This is a genomic window from Pseudomonas syringae, from assembly GCF_002157375.1.
GTDB lineage: Bacteria > Pseudomonadota > Gammaproteobacteria > Pseudomonadales > Pseudomonadaceae > Aquipseudomonas > Aquipseudomonas syringae_T.
The window spans coordinates 103,517-125,780 of sequence record NZ_MTSA01000009.1; the positions used below are offsets into that span (position 1 = coordinate 103,517).

Consider the following 22,264-nt stretch of genomic DNA (forward strand, 5'->3'; position numbering starts at 1 on the left):
ACCGAAAAGGGCTGTTTAACGGTTGGACCAAACGTGGCCGCGATAGAACATCAATGCGACCACAATGCGACAAACTACTCGGACGAACGGTCTGCATGGGCTTGACCACTCATATGCATAGCCACTGACCAGTCAATGGCATTCCTGCTGACCAACCTTTGCATTCGACTTGACCAGCGTATACGGAAGTGACGACCGGCAGAGAACGGCCAAAAGCGGCCATTCGAGCGGGCAGCTAAAGGCCAAAAGCGGTTGGTCGCTAGCTAAAAGTGCCGATCATCGTCAACTGTTTTCCACAATGTATGTAAATCCATCTACCTCGCCTCTTTCTATAGCGATCTCAACAGCGTGTTTTGCTGTATCGAGTAATCGGAGCGCTTCTTGACGTTGCTTAAAACTCTTCTCGACCTGCGATCTTATAGCCTGCTGTATAGGCATAGGTGCTAGCCAAATGCGGAATTCAGCAAGGTCGGTAGGATAAAGCTCGATTTGTCCAGACGAGCCTCGCAGCCGTTGTTCGACCTGCATTTGACCGGCTTTTGAATTGAGAAATACCGCCAGGTAAACCGGATCGAGCGAAGGTTTCGGGCGAAGTATCGTTACATGGTTATCAGGAATTGCCGGGACTTTATGTAAGAAAGCCGCTGACCTGCCGATAGTCCCTGCTCCGGTTCCATTAACAAGAACATCACCTTCTCGGATCATAATCCCGGCATCTTCCGCTGATCCACAGCGATTATCGTCATCCAAACGAACTTCATTCCGTAAGACTTGCTTGGAGTTTATTACAGGAAGCCCAACGGATTCATAGGCTGGCTGTTTTCCACGTTTATTTTCCAAAAGAAAATCGCCAAGTCTTATCCCGGAACCTGAAGCGTCTATCAAATCTACAAGTTCTCGGTAACATGGCTGGAAATGCTCGGCATCCAATCGTAGTGCTGCAAATACATCACTGCTTGATCGAACATAACAAAGAGCTTCTGGCGCTCGCCACGTATTCAACCCGATTTCGGTAGAAAGTATCAGATCGGCATTGGTGAGTTGAGAGGTTGACGTCTCGCGAAGCTCAGACGACCTCTCAACTATACTTTTTATAGCCTTGTTAAAATCCTTAGAAAACTCTGGTATGCAGATGCTCTCAATCTCTGCAAGATTGAGGTTGTATTGGCCCGTGGGCCTAGCAAGCCTTCTTACTTGCAGCTGCCCATATCTCCCAGCGAGATACGAAAAAACAGTCTCGGCTGACCACGCTTTGTTCGTTATCCGCAATAACGCCATTGCTTGAGTTATGTTCGACTCAGGGAAATCTTTGGGAATGAGTGCTACTCGCCCAACTACGTCCGTCGTAGCGCCGACAATATTTATCAGGACATCCCGAGGCTCCAGTCGGGTTTTTTTCATCCTGTCCGCTATCTCGACAGAGATGCGATAGAAGCTTTCAGCGTCTGCAGAGCTTAGAGGTCTGTTTCTGATATCCACGGTTTTCAGAAGGAACGCGCCCTCTTTCAAATTGTCATCCCTGTCAGAGGGGGTTGTGCCGCTTCTGACGATGGCAATATCACCAATCGTGGACTGGTAGCGAGGTAGACTCAAATACTCCTTTTGAAAAAAGGAGCTATCGATTCGATTTGTCGGATTGACTATTTCTTCAAATGCATCTGAGATACTCAAAACCGATATTTCAAGCTCCTCTAACAGTTGCTCATAACGAGCATTGTTAAAGGAGCTTAGGGAAAAAAACCCAGATCCTCTTTTATCGCAAACTCAATAAAGGCTTCAGCGATACCGTCTTCAGTTAAGCCGTCGTGATTAAATAAATCGTGTTTAACGATTAGGTGGCCATGGTTATCAAGGAGCGGTTCACCATCAGGATTATTGCGGTAAATTTTATCACCAGAGTTATCTTTGCTTGGCTCACGCATTGTTGCAAAAAAGACTGGATAATCTGCCTTTGGTGGGCACAGTGGCCCTAGAGCAGGATCATCATTCCACTTTTGAATAAACAATATGCTGGTTTTAGTATTGGTATGCGGCTTAAAGACGTTACCGTGCAGCCCCACAACCGCTAGTATTCGACCGTGGGCTGATAGATATTCACGCAATGCTTTGTCTGACGAGTTGTTAAACCGGCCCTGCGGCAATACTACAGCCATTCGACCGCCTGGCTTTAAAAATTGTAGGTTGCGTTCAATAAAAAGTATATCCCGACCAACATTCATCTGTTGCTTAATCTTTACTTTCCGATACGACTGATCCGCCATTTGGTATATTACCTCGTGACTCGCATGCAATGCTTCCGGAAATGTGGGGGTACCACCTATATTTTGAATGTTGGCATCAGCGGGATTGACCTTGTTGACTTTTTCAAAACTTACCGAGCGCGCCAACTCGTACTTGGCAAGAATCCGTGTTTCTTTAATATCACCTGCAAAGGGCGGATTCGCCATCAACACATCGAACTGGAAGTCACGATTATGGTTTCTTTCGGAGCGTAGTTTCCGAATGCGCTTCCAGCCTTCACCGTAAATATCTAGCCAAACTTCATCGTTGGTCTTTTCGTCCCAGCGTTCATAATCAAGAGTATTGAGGTGTAAAACGTTTGTCTGGCCGTCACCGGCAATTAGATTGAGCGTACGCCCCACTCGTACTGCTTTTTCATCAAAGTCTATAGCGAAAACTTTACTGCGTACGTAATCTTCACATCTAGCAGACTTCTTCTCGGTGGTAAAAAGGTGACTTTTCGAATAGCCTTCATCCTCCATTATCTTTTCCCACACATGGAATATACCATGAACAGGAAAACCACAGCTTCCGGCGGCAGTATCGATTAGCGTTTCATGCTCTTGCGGATTCAACATTTTTACGCACATATCGATGACATATCGAGGGGTAAAATACTGTCCTTTTTCACCTTTGCTTGACTTGTTTATTAAATACTCGAAAGCCTCATCTACCACCTCAAGGTTCGAATTGAAAAGCTTGACCTTTTCTAAAGATGAAACGCATACAGCAAGATGGCTTGGGGTTAATTCTATTCTTGCCCCATCCTGAAACACTCCCTCCCACTTTTCTTGCGCTTTATTAAATAACACCTGAATCTTTGCTTTTAGCTCGGTCTCCGTGTCGCCGTAGTTTTTAAATACGAGATAGCGCTTCTTGTCTCTCCCACTTTCCATCTCATCATACAGCTTGGTGAAGAACAGCTTGAATAGTTCTTCGAATACATCGACACCGGCATTCGCAAGGACCTCATCTTCCATCTCGAGAATGAGGTCTTTCAGTGATTTGCGCTCATTAACAAGCTTATCTAATTTGACGAGGTCATCTATCGTCCAGCGCTCTGATAAAATATCCGAGAGCTTTTCATGAGCAGATGGAATGGACGGAATATCTTCAAAGTAGTTGGGGTCTTTGCGGTGATAGAAAGAGATTTGTTGTCCATTAGTCCATACCCCCATAGGCGCGCCAGTAGCATTGCAATAACTTTTTAGTTGCTCTTTACCATCTTTGAGCTTTGGTTTTTTTACTTCCACCAAAATATAGGGAGTTGTAGGCCGTTCCTTATCGAAAACGCAAATATCAGCTCGTTTTTTTTCACGACCAAAAGTAACTTCGTACTCAACAGTCATCCGACTCGTTGAATAGCCCAATTCATCACGAAGCACAATTATATACAGCTGTCGCATCGCCTCCTCAGGCGTCAGCTTAATAGGCTTGCCTCGGACCAAGCAGGTGACATAAGGGGCTTGTTTTTTCCCCGTATCCTTCATGGTAATTGAGGCTTGCAGCATTGCCACTTGATGCGGCTTGAACTGATCTAACTGGTAAGCGCTGTCTTTAAGCAGCTCCGCGAGGAAGGACATCTTTGTTTCCTGTAATTCGAGTAATGTGGCAATTGCCTGAAAGGGCGCAGTTTTACTACTAGCGCCGTAAAATAATGCAGCTAAGGCGCCACATTATGGCCTGATCCTGTGTCCTGCTTGCGACACGGAGGTGAGATTCTGCATGACTCTCGACCTTGGTCCAACCGTGCTCTGCCCCGTCATGCTTGAAGAGATTTTAACGGAGTAAGCTGCAGTGTTGGCAGATTTACTTGAAGCTTCACGGAGCCGAGAAACGCTTCCGGAATGCGATTATGGCATACAGGACGTGGCCAGCACTCTCGCCGTGATTCAAATCCGAACAATTCCGCGACTATCAGAGTCTCGAGCTCTATGGTCAAAACCGCAAGTAAAATTTGGCCTAGGCTTTATCCAACATTGAATCGTCCCCAAATTCGTAGCCCCTTCCAGTGACTGCGTCTGGCCGGTTGCAGTCCTTCAGTACTTGGCTGACGCACTCCCCCTGAGTGTCATGCGCTGACACCCATAGCTAAAACAACTGGTCAGCAAGAATGGAATGACTGGTCAAGTCCAATGCAAACGGGTGGCCAAGTGAGTGCATTTACACAGTCAGAGCGCCCCAGGGATTCCAATCGCTCTTGAGGCACCTTTCGCCACCTTCAGATTGCGGTTGGTTTGCGGTCCAACCGGGTAGCCACGGGTTGAGCCGCTGCGCAGCTTCAGAATCAATAGGACCTGCTGGTGCAGGCGATCCACCCAATTGCGGTAAGTGCGCTCAGCGCCTTCAGCAATGCCGACTGCCTTCATCTGTTCCCGGATCGTAGTCATGGCGCAATAACGCTCCAGTGCCAATCGTGCCAGCGGTGCGCGGCCTGACCGTTCCAGCTCTGCCACTGCTGCCTGAACCTCACTGGCAATGTGATCAATTCCACACCCAGCACCGCCAAGTATCCGAGAACCAGGTGTACCACGCGGCGGCGCACCGCCCCATTCGATGATCGCCCCCATCTGGCTGCCCAATCCACCGCCTTGGCCGCGCTCGCGCATCTGCTCGCCCCAATGCACCATCAACGCTTCGATTTCCTTGATCACCGCCCTTTCCTCTCGAAATCTAAACCCAACACACAAAACGCCCTACCCAACACAGACTCAACACAGCTAAAGCCCTTTAAAAACAATGAATTAATAAAGAGTGTGCTAGGTGTGTTGGGTTTGTCGGGTTTATAGGTCCTCGCATGGAGAAAAAATAACTGCGCTTTAACCGGCATAAATAACGTCACGCATGCGCGCACGCGACGCCAAACCCAGCACACCCAACACACACGTCTGCACCCCGCGAAAAATGGGCGTTTGATCTGTGTCGGGTTGCCAAAACCAACCCAAAACATACCCAACACACCCGACACACTTTTAGAGGTACTCATGCTGCGACCGCCTTCACGTGGTCCCAGCTGTCGACGTTCCACCCCGCAAGGCGCGCCTTGGCCCGCCAGGCATCGACGGCAACGCCCAAGTCCGGCGCTCTCATTGATGGGGGAAGGGAAGCCTCAGGATCATCGGGCACAAAGAAAGCGCCGAAGCGCCGATCATTGCGTTCAGTCCAGGGTATTGACCGGGTCTTCTCCACCTCCGAGCTGATGAACAGCGAGAACTTCGTCTGGCTCATCACGTGTTCTTTGTTGCGCTGACACCACTCAAGGAACAAGGCGTAGAGATCCGTTGAAAGACATACCCCCCAGAGCCCTCGGCCCAATTCGCCATACCGCCAAAGGTACAGAAACGTTTGCCACCCGGCCCGACTGAGCGCAACCAGCCGCTCGCGTGAGGCAGTGCTGGGCGGGCGGGTGCGTTCATCGAAGTCACCCAGATCCACACGCAGCAGCCAGCCGTAGAGCGCGGCGACACCGCCATTCTCCAGCTCGCGTCCGATGGCTTTCTGTCGGGCAACCGGCAAGGTTTCCATCGGCCACATGACCAACATTCGTCGGTCACTGTCGCTGATCGGCCACGGCAGGATCTCGTTACTCAGGAACACCGCGTTCATGTGGTTGGCCTCCTCCCAGCCGTTGATGAACTTCGACTCCATGCGCACGGTCTTGCCGGTGACCAAGTGCTTGATCTTACCGACCTGGTTGTAACGCTGATCGCGGCTGACCACCTCTTCGAACACGGCCCACATCTTCCTGCTTTGCCAAGCGTTGAAGTTGCTCTCCAGCTGGGTCTGGCCAACTGTCGCGGCGTACTGCCCATAAAGCGCGCCGAAGGTGTCGGCGAACAACAGGCTTTTGCCCGAGCCTTCCATGGTGGAGTGCATCAGAACCGCCGTATCCATCTTCGCCCCGAGGTGTTGCAACGGATATGCAAGCCACCGAGTCAGCCACAGAGCAGCGGCCTCATCATGGTTGCAGAGGAATGAAATCAACCAGCGCAGATTGGCGCACGCCGCGTCGTCATTGACCGGCTCCAACGGCAGGCCGTCAAACGTGTTGATGTATATGCTGGGGTCTTTGGTCATGGTCGGGTCGAAGACAATGTGCTCGACGTCGACCACCCGCCGCTCGCTGCTGTTCAACCAGAGCGCATAGGTGTCGCCCAAGGCCATCTTCACGGCCCCCTCGGCGATACGGCGTTTCTTCTCTCGATCCCAAACGTCTTTGGTGCCGTCGATGTACACATAACGTTCCGTGGGGCGCATGCCGAGCGCACCGCCCTTCTTACCCGCCATTTTCCGGGCTTGCTCGATATCCTTCACCTGATCATCGGCGATCAGCTTCTTGTCGGTCGCGTCGAGCCAAAGCTTGGCAATGGGCTTGCCCACACGCGCTTCAAAGGCTGACTTCTTCATCGCCCTAGATTTATCGAAGTCCCAAACATGTGTGGTGCCTTCTACCAACGCAAAACGCCGCAGCACCTGCTCGATGGTCAGCTCCTCCCCCGCGCCCCCGTCAGGTGCAGGAGCCGCCTCGCTTGGGTTATCCGGTGCTGAAGCATCTGGCTTGTCGCTACCCGCAGTTGGGGCCGGGGGAAGATCGCTTGCGCTTGGTCGGGTCGATTGCATGCCCAGTATCCGCGCCGCTTCCTTGACGGCTTTGGACTGATCACCGCCATGCTCCAGCAGACAGAACACTTCGAACGCGTCGTTTTGGTGACCGTTGGCCAACGGATCAGCCGCATGGTGCGAATACACCTTGCCTTCCGTCACGGTGATCCCAGGGAGTCCAGTACTACTCTGCGGATAAAGCCATTTGCCTCCACGCTTGGTATAGCCGTGGCTGCGCAAAATCTCTTCGATATCGTGGCAGTTGTTGAATTCGTCAATGACAGACGGCCGCTTGCCACCTGCTGGGGCTGGCTTCGGTTTCGGCTTTTGTTTGCCAACAGGCTTGGCGTCCTTCGGCAGCCATGGGCACGCAGCCTCCGCGCCCCGCTTGAAGACGTCCCAGTTGTTCCAGACATTCAGCAGATCGCTGATCAGAACTGGAAGCCCCGAAGCATCAGGCGGCGTGCGCCAGGTGTATGGCTGGCCGGTGCCTGGATGAATGGAGGGCGGCAGTACGTCCTGCACCAATCCTGCACGCAGTTCAAACACTGTGAACCGCTTGTACTGCTCGGCATCTGCTCGATACAAAGCCTCTCTGGCCGTATCGCCCGCCTCCCGAGCGGCGTTTGCCTTCAGCATGATTGACTTGTGCTTTGACCCGTCCGGGTCGTTTTCATTGGGCCAAGACAGGGAGTGCCGCGTCAGCTCCAGCCCTTCCGGGACCTGAAAAAGGACCCGAAACCGCAGTGGGTTGCCGACGACAGTCGGGAAAGCCAGGGCAAGCGCATCCAGATCAACGCCCAATAGTTCGTACAGGACGAATCGTGTCCACTGGACATCGTCGACGTCCAGCGAACACACCCGACTCGGCCCCAGTACAACGCCGAGATTATGGCTTGGGTTTTTCGTCCAGAATGCCTCGGCCTTGGCTGGATCAACGATGTACTTGCCGGGCTGGTTCCAGCCCCTACCCTTTGGGCCTTTTTCGCCCGGTTGAATCGGTACTAACGCAAAATTGAATGTCTCGCAGTAGCGGCGTGCCCAAGCAGAAAGCGGTGTTGGACGATCACTCATCTACGCTGCTCCCGCAGCGACTGACAGTGAATGCAAGTTTCGCAGCCAACAATGGCAGCACGGCGTGGCTCAGGGATCGGATCGTCGCAGTCTTCACAAAACTGCGCGCTGACCATGCTTGTCGGGATGCGGCGATGCCGAAACAGAGCAACATCCAGTAAGTACTGCGCCTGTTCTGTGGCGCGGTCGATATCGTCAGCCATTGGAACGATCCTCCATCGCCAGCCGAGCGCCGGCCATGATGCCCAGCACCGCACGAATGATGTCGTTGCCCTGCTTCTCCAGCAGAGCAACTTCGTGCAACTCCCATACTCCATCGGCAGCGCCGTTGTGCATGCCTGAAACGAACTCGCCCGTTTCGGTCAGCAGCTTGCCAACCGACTTGAGCGCATCCTGGGTGGCTGCGACAGGCTCGGGCCGATACCAAACAGCCCCGGCGGGACGCATCAATGCATCAAGCAAAAGCGGGCTGCCAGTCAACCGGACGATGTCTTCCAGTTCGTCAGGATTGAGCCAGCGCCGCTCTTCATCAAGCTTCAGCTTTTTCTGGAGGGTATCGTTGTCCAACACCATGTCGTGGGCAAGGGCAGTAACCCCGCCCTTGTAATCGCGCCCGGCGCGGTAAAGCGCCTGACGCAAAGAAAGTACCTGACCAGCGTCAGGCAAAAGATCCGTGCGACTCATAACCGTAAAACCCCCGTTTACGGTGTAGCCATAGGCAGGGGCACGTCCTATCCTACGACCACGACCGATGTGCTGTGCTAAACGTGCTGTGCGGCACTGTTCATCGTTCTAGCCAACCAGGCGATTCTTGTGGTGAGAGGACCTGGTCGGCGGAGTTGGCAGTGTTTTGCACTGCCATTGCTGGGTCGGGGGAGTCTTGTGGTGAGAGGTCCCCGGCCCTGCTACTTTTTCTTTAAGCCGCTTTAGGTTTTTTTCTATTACCTATGGGCCTGATCTCGTAGGCAAGACAACTGCCGTCAGAACCGATTCGAACCCTGATATCACGATCAGAGTTCAGCATTTGCGATACGGCACTTTGCGACACGCTGAGCAGGCCAGCCAGCTCGGGCTGCGTCTTGCCCTTGGCAAATTCACAAAGCATCACTCCAATTTCATCCGGCATCTTAGTGTCCTCGAAGGGCGTCTACGCAAAAATATTAGTGATACTTCTAAATTAGCGCAAGAGAAATATCAGTCCGCCTGTTTGGAAAGAATAAGTCTTGCTTATAAATTGACAGCCATGACCTATGACCTGCTTAACCCTACCCCCGAAATCCGTGCCGCTGAGGCGAAGCGGTTGAAAGACTTCTATTTGGCCAAAAAACGTGAGGACAAATCACTCACGCAGGAAAGGATCGCTGATCTATGCGGTTGGGCAGGACAGAGCGTTGTGAGTCAGTACCTCAATGGGAAAATTCCACTGAATTTCAACGCCTTATCCAAATTTTCAAACGTTTTAGGCTTCAGCTACGAGCAGGTGAGCCCACGCCTTGCGAGGTTCATCAAATACCCGGTGGTTGGGGCTCCGTTATCCAAGGACCTTCCAGAGGGAGACTTAGACGGACCCCATTCGGCCTCCGCTCAAGCGTTGATCCCAATTGAAGAATGGGATGACAAGACCCCTCTCGACCCGGACGAGGTTGAACTGCCTTTTTTCAAAGAAGTAGAACTTTCAGCAGGTAAAGGCTCCGAAGTTATGCTTGAAACAAACGGAAGGATGCTGCGCTTCGGCAAACGGACTCTGCAGAAGAAGGGTATCGATCCGAACACGGCGGGCTGCGTTCCAGTGCACGGGAACAGCATGGAACCGGTCTTGCCAGATGGAAGCACCGTTGGGGTTGATACGGCTGTCACGGTAATCCAAGACGGGAAAATGTACGCTATTGATCACGACGGTCAGCTTCGCGTGAAAGTCTTGTACCGCCTTCCAGGATCAGGATTGCGCCTTCGAAGCTACAACGCCGAAGAACATCCTGACGAACGCTATGACGGTGATTACGTGCGCGATCACATCCGAGTGATCGGTAAAGTCTTCTGGTATTCGGTTCTTCTCTAAAAGAAAAATCAGCGGAAAATCTAATTTCGCATCAAATTATAAGTATTACTGTTGACATAAATAAACAGTAGTACTAATTTTGTCTCGTACCCCTCTCACCACAGAGTACGAGCCATGCAAACCACTCAGCGCAACACCCGCTGCCCGGTGTATCTCCACCCGACAGCGGCCTCCAATCGCGAATCCATCGCTACCATCCAGCGCCAAACCGGTTTGCTGTTGATCATCCAGCCTAAAAGCAGCGCCGCGAAACCAGCACCTCCAGCTGCAGCCGATGACTTCGGTCCATGGGGAGGTGATGCGGCATGAAGCAGATCCTGATCGGCCTCACCGGCCCTGCCCGCTCAGGCAAAACCACCGCCGCCCACCACCTGGCGCACGAGCACGGGTTTGAGTGCTACGCATTCGCCGACCCGTTGCGCGACGGCATCATGGCCATATTCAACCTCAGCCCCGAGGATCTCGAAGGCGAGAAAAAGGAACAGCCCATTGACTGGCTGGGTCGCTCACCTCGCCAACTGATGCAACTGCTCGGCACCGAGTGGGGCCGTCACATGATCAGCGCCAACCTGTGGATTGACCTCGCCGAACAGAACCTTGACTGCCTCAGTGCGGTGTTCGATGGCGTGCCGGGCTTTGTCGTAAGCGATGTCCGCTTCGAAAACGAGGCCGACTTCATCCGCAAACGCGGCGGGACCGTCATTCATTTGTCCCGACCCGACGCAGCGGAAGTGAATCCCCACATCAGCGAAGCCGGTGTGTCAGTCCATCCGGACGACTTGGTCCTTACCAACGACAGCAGTCCTCAAGAACTGTATGGGGCACTGGACGAGCTGTATCGCGCCATCCGCTCACGCGGTTTGCTGGCTGTGGCCTGAGGCATTCCTCATGAACAGAACCCTAGACGCTACAGCAGTGATTCTCGGCATGAAGCCAAGGGCATTTCGAATGAAGTTGCGCGAAATCGGCGTGTTGACCCAGGCAGGCGAGCTTGCACCCAAGCACCGCGACCAAGGCTACCTTTACGAGGATTCGCGCAGCCGCTGGAACAAGAACATCCACGCCTACAGCCACTATGCAGTGGTGATGGTCAAGGAGGCGGGTGTTGCCTGGCTTTCGGACCAACTTGGCATCACCACCACGAACAAGGACGCCGCAGCATGACTCTGAACGCAATTACTCACGCCGTAGGCGCGCTGAAACTGGTTCCGATGCACCTGAACCACCCAACCATCGTCAGCCGCTCGACATTGATCGGAGCGACGTCAGAGGCACTCGGAATGCTGGACGGTTTGCCACCTGTAACTGCCGAGTTGGCAGAAGTTTTTCGGATGGTGGACGCCTTAGTGCTTGAAGGCCAGGTCGCGTATGTCACCCCAACACGCTGCCCAGAGCGCCCCTACGGGGCAGTGGTGGCGGACGCAAAGGGTCGGCTGTGCGCGGCTGCAACCGGCAAAACGAAGGAGGGTCTCGCTGAGCTGATTCGCCTTCAGTTGGTGCCCCGACAGGAGGGGTATGGGGAGGATTCTGCGTGAGTGAAACGCTAATTCAGCTCCGGGACGAGTTTGCTACCCCCTGCCCAACGCTGAGTACTGTGCGAGAACGTTATTTCTCGCACATATCGAGTGATCGCTACCTGCTTCGCAAGATCAACGCAGGCCGCATCAAACTCAAGGTCACACGGCTCGGCGGATCGAACAAGGGCCAGCCGGTGGTGTACCTGCACGACCTCGCTGCATATCTCGATGCAGAGGCCAAGTCGAAAGCGGCCTGATTAAAAGGTGGTCACTGCCGTCCAGTGACAACAACCAGAGGCACAGGACATGAAACCCACGGACACAGCCGAGTTTATCGGCGAACTCAACGCAGGCGTCTTCGCCAATCAGATCGGCCATGCGCTCTCCGAGGTTGCTGCGGGTGTCGTCGACAACAAAAAGGTCGGCACCGTAACGCTGACGTTTTCGCTGAAACAAATTGCTGACAGCCACCAGGTCACCGTCAACCACAAGCTGGCCTACAAAGTGCCAACCAAGCGCGGCAGCCGCACCGAGGACACCACCCTCGATACGCCGATGTATGTGGGCGAAGGCGGTCGTCTGACGCTGTTTCCAGAGACACCTGCGGCAGACCAAATGTTTGATCGCAACGCCGCACCCGTGCCCGCCAGATCGTAATTCAACGCTATTCCATACCTCTCACCACAGCAGGAAATGATTCATGGAAGCCAAAGCAATCCAGTTGATCCAAGACACCGCAGTCCTCGCAAACGCCAAGGCACTGGACACCTTCACACCTTCAATCGCACTCCCTGCGACCGTGAACGTCGTCAGCCTGGAGAAATTTCAGCAGTCGCGCAGCCGGTTCCGGGGCGTGTTGGAAACGTCATCGTTGAAAGACTTCAGCGAATACGTGCTGACCCAGGCCGATACAAACACGTCGGGCTTCGTTGATAGCGACGACATGACGTGCACCGTCTACTTTAACCTCGGCGACAAGGACAACCCTGGCCATGGAGATTTCCGAGCCAAGCTCACCCTGAAGAAAACCGCTGCATTTATCGCCCTCGAACGCGCAGCCGGGTCCAAGCACACTCAAAAAGACCTGAGCGACTTCATTGAGGACTGGGCACCCAACCTGAAAGCGCTTACCCCGGAAGGTGTCGATATCGATCTGCGCCGAGCTGCTGGTGCAATTCGGTCCATCACCATCGAGCAGGCCCGCAAAAGCGAACACGTCGTCGGTGACATGAGCGCATCCCGCTCGGCGATGGATCAGATCGAGGCCAAATCGGCAGACGGCCTGCCCGCTGAGCTGCTGTTCAGCGTCATCCCCTATGAAGGCTTGCAGGCTCAGACCATTCAGTTGCGCGTTGCCGTCCTCACTGGAGGCGACCAGCCCGTGCTTCGTCTGCGCTGGATCGGCGAGGCGCAGCTGCGCGAGGACCTCGCCCAAGAGTTCAAACAGGTCGTAGCTCAGGAAGTCGGCGGCGCAACTGATCTAACCATCGGCAGCTTCACGCTGGCATAACACTCCCGCATCAGCCCGCCGCCGTCCTCCCACCACCGATCCGGCGACGGGCTCTTTCCAAGGACACAGCACATGCAAGCACAGCACATCGTCATTCTGGTTCGCATAGGGGTCTGCTATCTACTCCTCGCCGTCTTCATCGAGAGAGCGTTCAAGCGGACATTATGCATGTCGTGCTGGGCAGGAAAAGATGTAGGCGCCTCCAAGAGCAGCGTAAGGATGGACGCACTATGAGAAAACTTAAAAACTCTGTGAGTGAACCGGCGGTAGGAGGGCAAAAATGAAGGAGCTGAATGGCGATAAGGAAGATGGCGCAGATTTGTTAATAACACTCCGGACTCTCGTTACTGAGCTTCGCGCACTGAGGGTTTCAATTGATGACGAGCTGTGGACTTTCGATGACATCGCGCAGTACCTGAAGCTTTCTCAATACACTGTTGAAAGGCGAGTAGTCGTTCAACCTAACTTCCCTGAAGCCTTCCAACCATGTGCAACGGGCAGAGGCTCTAAAGCCGTAAAGCGTTGGTTTGCGGGAGAGGTGATTAAGTGGGCACGTCAGAATCGCGCCAAACTTCCTCAAGCGCGAAGCGCTCGAAGGGCAGCCTGATGAAAGGAGTGATGAAACTCAATCGAAAATTTAGCCACACCTAACTTCTCGGCAAGCCGCACAAAGCTAGCCAGTCAATTTGTCAAGCAAGCCCTATTGCCAACCGACCACAACAGATCAGCGAAAAAACGTGATTATCCAAAACATGATCACGGCGTTGCTTGAGTTTCTTGGGATTTAGGATAGGCGATAGAGTGTGAACTCCAGTCCTTGCGAAGAGGAACGGGAGTAGAGAGCGGGAAATTGATTTTTCTTAACTGTTGATTTAATTGGAAGACAACATCAGCGTTGGCTTTACTATTTTTAGAAGACAATTTGCTGACTTGGCTTCCAGGTAAATTGATAAAGCTTACTAGCGTAACACCTAGGAACATTACTACCACAGCAACCATACCAATGATGGCTGAATTCCTGAAAACCCTCTCAGATTTTTCAGCTGGCTCTTTGACCATTTTTTTATACTCTTCCTTTGGTAGGAAGCGGTAAAGCTTTGGCTGCCAATCGTCTCTCAGGTCGCGCTGCAGACATACAAAACTCCACCCTGAATAAACGATCATTCCAATGTAAGCAGTTGCTATCAGCATCACCACACTGGCTACCCACGGATCAATACCAGTACTCAGCCTTGCGGCCACTAGCCCCACACCTACGGCCAATGCCCAGGAGACAGCAGTTATAGTCTGCCTTGTTGCATCAGTAGCTTTTGCGGTCTCTTCAGTAATCGCTTTTCGCAGATCGCCAAGTGACTTGAGCGTGTCTTTTCCGAGCTCCGATAGAGACATCTGATAGGCGATCTTTGCGCTTTCTAACGCTGTCGATATATTGGCTTTTAAATACTCCACCGCAGGTCCATTCTCACGACCTGAGCGTGCAATTTCCATGGCCAAGAGACTGTGTTTTATTTCAGCCTCACGACTATTTTCATAGACCCAGTGAACGGCCGATTGGACGCCCAAAAAAGTACTGGAATCAACTCCCTCGGTATTTTGAGCCGATAGATTTGAGGGTTCCAAACTCAACTTTGGAGGACCCTTGAATATTAACGAATGACTTTCCGGGTCGACCTCATTCGCTAAAGCATGCACTAGTGCATTAAAAGCTTTTGTGCTCCATAACTTATGAAAAGGCTCTTCTGAATCGAACTGCATTTGATCCAAGAGAAGCCATGGCCGAACGTCCACTGGGACTATATTGAGTAAGCCGGACACGCGAACCAGTGCCCTAGGCGATTTGGTGGGAGGGGAGATAACAACCTCTGTATCCACAGAATCGCCGTCCCCTGCTTCGTGGAGGATCCAACCGGTGTATATACGATTCTGAGTGAGCAGCGGTTTTGAAAGACTCGCGATCCGCCAGTAGACTGACACATGGCCTTTATCAAGCCAATATGAAAGACCAACTGACGTCAGAATATCTAACGTATTAGTGGGGCGATCTGGCTTTATAATGGTCACACGAAAGGGTTCGAAGGCCTCGACGAGATCGCTCTGCTCAGTTGGTGTTTGCTCCGCATCAAAGGCGTAGCTTTCCCAGCCGAGCTCAGTACAAGTCGATAGTATTAGACGCGCCGCATCAGCACAGAGATTCGAGACTGTGACGCTATCGTCACTCTCGCTGATATGAGCGTTATCATGCACAGCGAGCGAGTCAAGATGCTCAGCGAGTTTTATCAGATACAAGTTTGTCTTCCGTGATAGCTTGGGTATCAATAGTGATCAATTCCCCCCCACGTGGTTTAGGCACGCGAGTGACTGTCATTTGAGCACCATCTGGGTATAGAACAGTAACTCCTTCGGTGGTTTTGATTCTACGCATCGGAGGTCGCCCTAAAATTTCTTGATCAGCAGGAAAAACCAAATTCTCAATCCTGGCGGTCCGAATTTTTCGGCGTGTCGTGTTTTGTAATTTTGAAATTACTTTTTCGTCGGTAGGGCTTCCAGCTGCTAATAGGACAGCATCAATAATCGCATCTTCGTTTATTTCCCGACGTTGCGCCAAAGCGTTTTTGGCCCTGGCAAAAGCTTTTGGAACGGTATCTACTAAATCAGCTTTACAAGAAGTTAAAGTTTCACGTAAGAGCACCACCACCTTGGCATTAAGCTCTTGATCAGACATGCTACGAACCACATCAAGAAAGTTGGCAAAATAGTCGACGATTTCCGGAGCCCTTTTCATCCTATCTCGGGCGGATACCGAGACTTCTGCCACACCGTTTACCACTCTAACTAATGAAGACTTCTGAATCGCTTTCTTATCCGCGACAAAAGCATGCACGATTCGGCGAAGAAGACCGCCGTCTTCCACAGAGGACTGCTCTATTGCTTCGCTGTAATCATATTTTATCATGCTGTACAGCTTTGTTAGAGGGTCGTCACAGGCCAATTCAAAGATAAACAGCGCTCCTTCACGGCTGCTATTCACGTGCCAACGAGAAAAGATAGCGGAAAGACTCTGGGTACCTCTCTCGAAGCTTTCAGTTCCCGAAGCAATCATTTCCAGCTGAGTTTTTGTTGCAGAGGTTTCTCTAAAACTATAGATAGCATCCGCATCAGTATCGAGTATACGCGCGATAAAAAACTCTTCATGCTCGACTTGACGTACAGACTCCGGGGTAAACTCTTCTCCGCCTACAACGTGCAGGATCATATTTGTGATCCTTAGGTCATTCATCTCTCTATCTGTAAAGAAGCCCACCGCTCTCTCCCTAGCTCACAAAATTCCTGTTGGCTGACCCTGATCACCTTTCTAATTCGAGAACTGCTCAGGTGAGTTCAAGATCTCGGCACACGAGTGGTCAGCATAGGCGTGCATAGCGGTAATGGCAATTAGCTTTATCTGCGCCAGCATCGGAAAAGGGGCTCCCGACACATTCCCTATCCCGTGTCACAATCCAATACCGGCAGCCTTACCTGAATTGTTAGGCTCTGATAGGAGTATGTCGGCTAATTTCACTCCATCGTTATCAATAGCTGCAAGGATCTCTTTACCGATCACAGAGGCGACGCGCTACGCTCAATTCCCAAGCTATCTGTGGTCAGATCGAAGGCCAACGGTTGTTTGGATAAGCAGAGCTCATCAGATGCGAAGCGAAGTCAGAGTCCAAAATCAATCCAGGCGCGTTGCCATCTCTGCAGCGGTTGCATTGTAATAAACCATTAACGACCGCGGATCTTTATGCCCTGTGATGCGGGCAAGATCGAGCACATCCACCTTTCGAGCTAACCGAGTGGTAGCTTCGTGTCGCGTATCATGGAAATGAAGATCTACAATGCGTAGCTCATCTCTGATCTTTCGGAACATGGCATCCGCAGACGCTGAACTGAGCTTGAATACCGAGCTTCCCCCCGGGCGCTCACCTAAGAGAACTCTCAGCAGTTCTCCAGCCCGTCGGGTCAGCGGCACATTGCGACCTTGCCCATTCTTGGTCATTTCCAAGCGAACGTAACGATCCTTCAAATACACGTCGCTGACCTTCAGCCCTAGGATCTCACCCTGCCTCATAGCCGTCTCAAGTGCCAGCAAAAATGCATAGGCCAGCTCCTGCTGCAGAGTTACTGGCGCAACACCCTCGATAAACCCCAAACGGCTGGTGAGAGCGCTTTCCTCATATGCAGATACGCGACGATCTCTCGGCCTACCATTGCTTGGACGTTTGACTTCGCGCACAGGATTGTGCGTGCAGCACTTCCACTCTCGCTTAGCAATTTCAAAAACAGACGACAATAAAGTCATGTCGCGTCGGACTGAGGGACTGGATACTTTTTTCAACCTGAGATCGCGCCATTCCGCGATTTGGTCAGCGGTGATATCGGCAATCATCTCACCTACGAACGTCAGCTCGTTGTCCATCTTATCCAGGCGCAGCTCTTCCCAGCGCTGACCGGCCTTTGTAGTCGATACGTCTCGCTTGTAACGTCTCAATGCGTCAGAAAGCGTCATTTGGTTGCCTGCCTTAGGCTTCCCACTTCCTGCCAGGATTTCGGCTTCACGATGCGTTGCCCATGCAACCGCAGCTGCTTTCGTTGCAAAGGTCTGTGAGTCACGGATCCCTAGCTTGACTACTTCTGCTCGCCATCCTCCGCTGCGCTTTCGGTACGACGCCACGTCAGTCCCCTTTTGGCGTAAATTTGGCGTAAAGACTACCACGCCAATGCAACCAGATGCCGCCATCCGCACATCTTATAGCGAATAAAACTAAACAAAACAGTAGGTTGCAACCATCAGCAACCTATAGCAATTTTCTGTGCATAGCATTAAGATTCCCCCTCGGGGCACCACCATTGAAAAAGACCTTGAAATTCAAGGTCTTTTTTTTCGTCTGGTGGAAAGTTGGCGTTATGGCATCGGAGAAAGAGATCAATCGCACCTTGCGGTCCACAGCTGATCCTGTCTGGCTATAAAGCTTCTCGGCGGCAGCAGCCGACCGCCTGTAACAAAAACGACCGCTGCATTGAGCGTGCTAACAACTCCACGGCCTCATCCCCACGAAATGCAGCGCTGCAAGAGCACAATGTCACCGTCCGGAATAGCCGCCATTCCTTCGAGGATCTGCCTGCGCTGGTGACTTTGCCTCGGTCGATCAGGATAACGACCAATCCCGACTTCACACGCTTTGTCCACCTGACTGGAGTGGCGTTCGAGCAGACTGCGAGAACACCGACCTGACGCCTTGGGCGATTCGATCATGGCGATAAGGCACCGCTTCATTTGCAGGCATAGCGAAGCGGTGCCTTGCCCTCAGACTTTGTACGACAGGGTCACGTCCGGATTGATCTTGTCGGCATAGTTCTTTACGTTGATGTTTATCTCGGGACGAGGCTTCGATCCGAAATCATCGATGATCAGACTTCTGGCTCCATGCAGCTCGGCCAGTCCGGGGACTCCCTCATACGTCGTAGCATGCGCTGAGCCGACAAACGCGATCCATTTCCCCTCTGTCTGGCTGAGGCGTATTTTTTCGGCGGCGTAATAGTTCATCACTTTGATGCGCGTATCACCGCCCTCGGTCGAGGTTTCGTATGTCTTGACGGTGTCCACGGGTATCACCTCAAGGCCGGCTTCTTTTGCGGCGCGGATCAGCGTTGTGAAATTGAACTCCGACGCGACCTTACCTATACCCAGATTGCCCTTGGTCTGCATGTCGAGATAAGCCTTGAGCCGGGCAGGCATCGGGCTGCCTTTAGGAGACTTCATGTAATCATCCAGCGCTTTACCATGAGCGTCCGCGCACAGGTGTTCCATGTACAGCGTAGTGACTCCGTCGGCTTTCAGGCTTTTCATGTTTTTAATCAGTTCACGCTTGCTGGCCACTGAGCTGTGCGCCTCGCCAATGACCAGTCCTGGGGCGTCACGCAAGAGTTCGCGCATGACGCCCAGGCTGTCCTTGCTCTTTAATTTTGGCAAGGGGGCAAGCGGCGGTTTGTTCTGAGCGTTGAACTCACCCAGGTAAAGCCCTGCTTTGGTGTACAGTTTTTCACTCGCTCGATGACCATCAGACTGAAACCAGGCGTTGCGGTCGCGCCCCAGATAGCCTTTCATTTCTATATGGTTAAGGTTCACATTGATATGTTTACGGCTTTGAGAGACCACGACGTCTTCCAGCCTTATGCCTGCATGACCAAGCCCTTCTTCCAGACTCTTTTTCGCATCGCTCAGAAATCTTGCTATTGCCGTTGCAGGCATTCCCTTGAAGGCCACGGCGGGCTCTACGCTGTAGGAATGCGTATTTTCACTCCAGCTTGCCAGTTCAGCGAGACTTGAAGCCTTGAATACCCTATCCGGCGGGGCAATGTCTGAACGTGAAGATGAAGCAACAGTTGAGCTGCCAGCGGCCGCCGTGCTCCGACCCGTACGCGCTCTTCGTTCACTTCTTCTCTCTTTACCCGTGTCGCGATTCTCTGTCGGCTCATGATCAGAGTGCTTCATGTTCACGATCACTTCGGCAAGATGCCCATAGCGTCCAGCGGCATAATGGCGGGCCTTTCCCAGCATCGGCGCCTCGGGTATATCGCTGGTCGTTCCAGAAGGACCGGCGTGTGTTGCTTGAGCAGGCGTTGTACGCGCAGAAGGCGTGGCAGGCTTTTCAGCCTCAGGTGCTGGAGGGTAATAGTGGTGAGCAGGGCCGCCGACGGGTCTCATGATTCAATCTCCGAGAGGAAAAGGGACCGCTTGTGCGGTCCGGAAACAGACGCATCATTGCGAGGGAAGTATCCGACCAGCGCAGTTCCATCCAGTCCTGGCCGTTGCTGAAAATAGCGGGTCATTCAGATTGCCGACCGACCCGCTTCGAACAATCAATGCGCCTTCGCAATCCCGAACTGGTCCAGCACCGGGTCGACGTTATGATCAAACGCTTTTTGCGCCTTGTGTTTCTTGACCGCTTCGACGATGGCGGAGATGCCGAAACCCAGCGCCATTGCACCGTCGATGGCCCAGCCGATGATGGGCACTGCAGCGCCCAGCGCTGCACCCGCCGCGAGGCCGGTGGCTTCGCCGGCGACCATGCCGATGGCGCGGCCTGCGATCTGGCCGGCCATGCGCCCCAGACCGGCTGATGCTTCGCGGCCCATCATTTTCGCACCTGCGTCGATACCGCCCTTGACCGCTTCGGCCCCCATTTTGGTGCTGTCGTAAAGGGTCTGAGCTGCGCCGAGCTTGTTGCCTTGGGCAAGCATGTCGGAGACCGACGCGAACCCCATCACCGACTGAAGCGCACGCGGCCCCATTTCGGCCGCCACCTGGCTCACTATCGAGGGGCCTTGGTTGTCTTCATTTTTGCCTTCGAGCAGCTTGCGACCCTTCTTTGAATCCTGCAGTTGGGTCACGGTGGCGTTCAGGTAGTCGCCTTGCTGGCTCTGGGTGAAGTCGCTGGGCAAGACGCTGTCGTAAATGGCCTTTTGATCGTCAGCCGTTTGCAGGGATTCACCGGCATCGGCTTTTTTCTGGCCAAGCAGTTGTTTCAGTGCGCCCCCTTCGCTGAAGTTGCGAACGTAGGAATCTGCGATTTTCGATTGCAGCTCGGGACGATTGCCGATGACCTGATCAGCAGTCGGCACCTCGGCATCGGGAAACAGGTCTTTCTGCAATTGCAACTGAGCGGACAGCCCGCTGATGGCACCGCTGTAATCGGCATTCGGCTTTTTGTCGCTGACCGCCTTGTCAGCGGTGTCCATGTCGTCACTCAGCGCCTGACCGCTGTTGACATGCTTTGTCTGCTTGACCACCGCTTTGCGCAGCTCGGCGTCACTGCGCACCAGTGAACGTTCCTGTTCGGGAACACTGTTGTTCAGGAATCCCTGTACATCGGTGTCGGCCTGCAACTGAGCGATTTTCTGGTTCAACTGCCGTTCTGTTTCTTCGGTGTCGCGCAAGCTGCGTCCAGCGATGACGCTTTGCTGAACCTGTTGCAACTTGATCATGACCGCCGCTTTTTGAGCGCCGCTGTACGCTTCTGGATGGTCAAAAACATCTTTGTCCAGCTTGCTGGTGTCGATGCCCGCGACCGAGTTCAGGGTCGCTGCGTCGCTCAGCATGCTGGCAAACTGACCTCCATTGGTGGGCGCCTGATTCTTGATCCAGCTGTTCACGTTGTCTTTATCGAACAATTGATCCGGGCTGTGTTTCGCCTTGTCGCGTCCGCTGAGCCCTGCCTCGTCAAGCTGCCCCAGAAAACCAGGTTGCGCCCAGGTGTTACAGGCTTGTTTAAGGACCCCGGACAGCCCGGGGTTGCCCTGCGCGAGGCCATTCAGGTCGCCAGCACCGACATTGCCATCCACCTCGGCCTGGTCCTGTGCGCCCAATGCTTTTTTGGGATCAGCTGCGGTAGCCAGCGGCATGTTGGCCTGCATCAAGGCCGCACTGCGGACCATTTCCAGTGACTGCGGGTCGGCATTGGGGTTGGCGGCCCTGTAGTCGGAAACACTTTTATCAGCGTCGTCTGCCGCCTCCTCCATGTACTTGGCAAACGATTTAAGGTCCTTGTTGGTGATCTTGCCATCGGCATGACCGCCGCTGTCCCCAACGTCCACTGCGGTTTTCAACGCCGGGTTGGCATTGATGAATTCCATTGCCTTGGCCGCGTTGGGGCCGTCTTCACGGGCCATCCAGGCGGCTGCAATCGGGCGGTTGAGTTCTTTCTCCGCTTGCAGGCGCTGGTCAGGCGGTAAATGCGCAACCATCGGTTCCCAGCGTTTCAGGGCTTCGGGTGACGAGTATTCGGAGTCGTCCAGAAACGCCGCGTCAGCCGCCTTTGGCGCGTTGGCAGGGTCGGATGCGTCAGGGCTTGCCGCGGCAGCAACCGGTGCGGCCGGGGCCGTGGGTGAAACCTGTGCAGGAACGTCACTGTTTGACGGGGGCTGCGCTGTGGAGTCTATCGGCGCGGAATTGGCGGGCGTACCGCCGTTGCCCTTGAGCAACAGGGCCAGAATTGACGATGCCGCCTGCTCGGTCCCGGTGGGCGCGCCTGGCGAATTTTCAGACGCCTGACCGAACTGCACGCCGGTCTGGACGCTGCCGTTTGAGGTGAGCAAGGCTTTGGCCAGAGGCGACTCACCAGACAGTTCGCCAGAGGTGGGTTGATTCACAATACCGCTGAAGGGAGAACCGGAAATACGCAT

General features: G+C 53.3%; 21 protein-coding genes. 9 read left to right on the forward strand and 12 right to left on the reverse strand.

The window, feature by feature from the left end; translation table 11 throughout:
- Nucleotides 1-282: 282 nt before the first annotated feature.
- The 7 genes from BW686_RS13265 to BW686_RS13295 form a co-directional block, all read right to left on the reverse strand.
- Nucleotides 283-1,671 (reverse strand): hypothetical protein, encoded by a 1,389-nt coding sequence (locus BW686_RS13265; RefSeq protein ID WP_084917367.1) that lies wholly within the window; start codon nucleotides 1,669-1,671, stop codon nucleotides 283-285.
- 56 nt (nucleotides 1,672-1,727) lie between these two features.
- Nucleotides 1,728-3,863 carry a type I restriction enzyme HsdR N-terminal domain-containing protein gene (locus tag BW686_RS13270; RefSeq protein WP_084917369.1) on the reverse strand — a complete coding sequence of 712 codons (2,136 nt, stop codon included), beginning with the start codon at nucleotides 3,861-3,863 and terminating at the stop codon, nucleotides 1,728-1,730.
- A 588-nt stretch (nucleotides 3,864-4,451) separates the two neighbouring features.
- Nucleotides 4,452-4,934 carry a hypothetical protein gene (locus BW686_RS13275; RefSeq protein WP_084917371.1) on the reverse strand — a complete coding sequence of 161 codons (483 nt, stop codon included), beginning with the start codon at nucleotides 4,932-4,934 and terminating at the stop codon, nucleotides 4,452-4,454.
- A gap of 328 nt (nucleotides 4,935-5,262) precedes the next feature.
- Complete coding sequence (locus BW686_RS13280) at nucleotides 5,263-7,956, reverse strand: bifunctional DNA primase/polymerase (RefSeq protein WP_084917374.1); 2,694 nt, start codon at nucleotides 7,954-7,956, stop codon at nucleotides 5,263-5,265.
- A complete protein-coding gene (locus BW686_RS13285; RefSeq protein ID WP_060402703.1) occupies nucleotides 7,953-8,159 on the reverse strand; it encodes a TraR/DksA C4-type zinc finger protein in 207 nt (68 codons plus the stop codon). The genes BW686_RS13280 and BW686_RS13285 overlap by 4 nt, the downstream gene beginning before the upstream one ends.
- Nucleotides 8,152-8,640, reverse strand: a complete 489-nt coding sequence (locus BW686_RS13290) for a phage regulatory CII family protein (protein ID WP_084917377.1) — start codon at nucleotides 8,638-8,640, stop codon at nucleotides 8,152-8,154. The genes BW686_RS13285 and BW686_RS13290 overlap by 8 nt, the downstream gene beginning before the upstream one ends.
- 232 nt (nucleotides 8,641-8,872) lie before the next feature.
- Nucleotides 8,873-9,082 carry a Cro/CI family transcriptional regulator gene (locus BW686_RS13295; RefSeq protein ID WP_003342446.1) on the reverse strand — a complete coding sequence of 70 codons (210 nt, stop codon included), beginning with the start codon at nucleotides 9,080-9,082 and terminating at the stop codon, nucleotides 8,873-8,875.
- Nucleotides 9,083-9,199: 117 nt separating this feature from the next.
- Between BW686_RS13295 and BW686_RS13300 the strand changes: the two genes are divergently transcribed.
- From BW686_RS13300 to BW686_RS13340, 9 genes are all read left to right on the forward strand, one after another.
- Nucleotides 9,200-10,015: a LexA family transcriptional regulator gene (locus BW686_RS13300; RefSeq protein ID WP_084917379.1), complete on the forward strand. Its 816-nt coding sequence runs from the start codon at nucleotides 9,200-9,202 to the stop codon at nucleotides 10,013-10,015.
- A 114-nt stretch (nucleotides 10,016-10,129) separates the two neighbouring features.
- Complete coding sequence (locus BW686_RS13305) at nucleotides 10,130-10,324, forward strand: hypothetical protein (RefSeq protein ID WP_084917382.1); 195 nt, start codon at nucleotides 10,130-10,132, stop codon at nucleotides 10,322-10,324.
- Nucleotides 10,321-10,893, forward strand: coding sequence for a deoxynucleotide monophosphate kinase family protein (locus BW686_RS13310; protein ID WP_084917385.1), 573 nt, complete (start codon nucleotides 10,321-10,323; stop codon nucleotides 10,891-10,893). The genes BW686_RS13305 and BW686_RS13310 overlap by 4 nt, the downstream gene beginning before the upstream one ends.
- Before the next feature lie 49 nt (nucleotides 10,894-10,942).
- Entirely contained in the window at nucleotides 10,943-11,179 is a 237-nt protein-coding gene (locus tag BW686_RS13315) for a hypothetical protein (RefSeq protein ID WP_084917388.1), read from the forward strand.
- Entirely contained in the window at nucleotides 11,176-11,550 is a 375-nt protein-coding gene (locus BW686_RS13320) for a hypothetical protein (protein WP_084917390.1), read from the forward strand. The genes BW686_RS13315 and BW686_RS13320 overlap by 4 nt, the downstream gene beginning before the upstream one ends.
- Entirely contained in the window at nucleotides 11,547-11,789 is a 243-nt protein-coding gene (locus BW686_RS13325) for a pyocin activator PrtN family protein (RefSeq protein ID WP_084917392.1), read from the forward strand. Before BW686_RS13320 ends, BW686_RS13325 begins: the two co-directional genes overlap by 4 nt.
- A gap of 49 nt (nucleotides 11,790-11,838) precedes the next feature.
- The gene (locus BW686_RS13330; RefSeq protein ID WP_003342461.1) at nucleotides 11,839-12,189 is read left to right on the forward strand and encodes a hypothetical protein; all 351 of its coding nucleotides are present in this window, start codon (nucleotides 11,839-11,841) and stop codon (nucleotides 12,187-12,189) included.
- A gap of 43 nt (nucleotides 12,190-12,232) precedes the next feature.
- Entirely contained in the window at nucleotides 12,233-13,042 is an 810-nt protein-coding gene (locus tag BW686_RS13335; RefSeq protein ID WP_084917395.1) for a DUF2303 family protein, read from the forward strand.
- Nucleotides 13,043-13,322: 280 nt separating this feature from the next.
- Nucleotides 13,323-13,649 carry a hypothetical protein gene (locus BW686_RS13340; RefSeq protein WP_084917397.1) on the forward strand — a complete coding sequence of 109 codons (327 nt, stop codon included), beginning with the start codon at nucleotides 13,323-13,325 and terminating at the stop codon, nucleotides 13,647-13,649.
- 149 nt (nucleotides 13,650-13,798) lie between these two features.
- Here the strand turns inward: BW686_RS13340 and BW686_RS13345 are convergent, their stop codons facing one another.
- The 5 genes from BW686_RS13345 to BW686_RS13365 form a co-directional block, all read right to left on the reverse strand.
- A complete protein-coding gene (locus BW686_RS13345) occupies nucleotides 13,799-15,328 on the reverse strand; it encodes a hypothetical protein (protein ID WP_084917399.1) in 1,530 nt (509 codons plus the stop codon).
- A complete protein-coding gene (locus tag BW686_RS13350; protein WP_218775749.1) occupies nucleotides 15,306-16,295 on the reverse strand; it encodes a hypothetical protein in 990 nt (329 codons plus the stop codon). The genes BW686_RS13345 and BW686_RS13350 overlap by 23 nt, the downstream gene beginning before the upstream one ends.
- Before the next feature lie 459 nt (nucleotides 16,296-16,754).
- Complete coding sequence (locus BW686_RS13355; protein ID WP_256898368.1) at nucleotides 16,755-17,819, reverse strand: tyrosine-type recombinase/integrase; 1,065 nt, start codon at nucleotides 17,817-17,819, stop codon at nucleotides 16,755-16,757.
- Nucleotides 17,820-18,386: 567 nt separating this feature from the next.
- A complete protein-coding gene (locus BW686_RS13360; RefSeq protein ID WP_218775750.1) occupies nucleotides 18,387-19,787 on the reverse strand; it encodes a membrane-targeted effector domain-containing toxin in 1,401 nt (466 codons plus the stop codon).
- 155 nt (nucleotides 19,788-19,942) lie between these two features.
- Nucleotides 19,943-22,264 (reverse strand): type III effector HrpK domain-containing protein, encoded by a 2,322-nt coding sequence (locus tag BW686_RS13365; RefSeq protein ID WP_084917405.1) that lies wholly within the window; start codon nucleotides 22,262-22,264, stop codon nucleotides 19,943-19,945.

What these genes read in the sequence shown, in the direction of transcription:
- BW686_RS13270 (WP_084917369.1), bottom strand. Translation starts at nt 3,863, where the DNA reads ATGTCCTTCCTCGCGGAGCTGCTTAAAGACAGCGCTTACCAGTTAGAT.
- BW686_RS13280 (WP_084917374.1), bottom strand. Translation starts at nt 7,956, where the DNA reads ATGAGTGATCGTCCAACACCGCTTTCTGCTTGGGCACGCCGCTACTGC.
- BW686_RS13285 (WP_060402703.1), bottom strand. Translation starts at nt 8,159, where the DNA reads ATGGCTGACGATATCGACCGCGCCACAGAACAGGCGCAGTACTTACTG.
- BW686_RS13290 (WP_084917377.1), bottom strand. Translation starts at nt 8,640, where the DNA reads ATGAGTCGCACGGATCTTTTGCCTGACGCTGGTCAGGTACTTTCTTTG.
- BW686_RS13295 (WP_003342446.1), bottom strand. Translation starts at nt 9,082, where the DNA reads ATGCCGGATGAAATTGGAGTGATGCTTTGTGAATTTGCCAAGGGCAAG.
- BW686_RS13300 (WP_084917379.1), top strand. Translation starts at nt 9,200, where the DNA reads ATGACCTATGACCTGCTTAACCCTACCCCCGAAATCCGTGCCGCTGAG.
- BW686_RS13305 (WP_084917382.1), top strand. Translation starts at nt 10,130, where the DNA reads ATGCAAACCACTCAGCGCAACACCCGCTGCCCGGTGTATCTCCACCCG.
- BW686_RS13310 (WP_084917385.1), top strand. Translation starts at nt 10,321, where the DNA reads ATGAAGCAGATCCTGATCGGCCTCACCGGCCCTGCCCGCTCAGGCAAA.
- BW686_RS13315 (WP_084917388.1), top strand. Translation starts at nt 10,943, where the DNA reads ATGAAGCCAAGGGCATTTCGAATGAAGTTGCGCGAAATCGGCGTGTTG.
- BW686_RS13320 (WP_084917390.1), top strand. Translation starts at nt 11,176, where the DNA reads ATGACTCTGAACGCAATTACTCACGCCGTAGGCGCGCTGAAACTGGTT.
- BW686_RS13330 (WP_003342461.1), top strand. Translation starts at nt 11,839, where the DNA reads ATGAAACCCACGGACACAGCCGAGTTTATCGGCGAACTCAACGCAGGC.
- BW686_RS13335 (WP_084917395.1), top strand. Translation starts at nt 12,233, where the DNA reads ATGGAAGCCAAAGCAATCCAGTTGATCCAAGACACCGCAGTCCTCGCA.
- BW686_RS13340 (WP_084917397.1), top strand. Translation starts at nt 13,323, where the DNA reads ATGAAGGAGCTGAATGGCGATAAGGAAGATGGCGCAGATTTGTTAATA.
- BW686_RS13350 (WP_218775749.1), bottom strand. Translation starts at nt 16,295, where the DNA reads ATGATCCTGCACGTTGTAGGCGGAGAAGAGTTTACCCCGGAGTCTGTA.
- BW686_RS13355 (WP_256898368.1), bottom strand. Translation starts at nt 17,819, where the DNA reads ATGGCGGCATCTGGTTGCATTGGCGTGGTAGTCTTTACGCCAAATTTA.
- BW686_RS13360 (WP_218775750.1), bottom strand. Translation starts at nt 19,787, where the DNA reads ATGAGACCCGTCGGCGGCCCTGCTCACCACTATTACCCTCCAGCACCT.
- BW686_RS13365 (WP_084917405.1), bottom strand. Translation starts at nt 22,264, where the DNA reads ATGCGTATTTCCGGTTCTCCCTTCAGCGGTATTGTGAATCAACCCACC.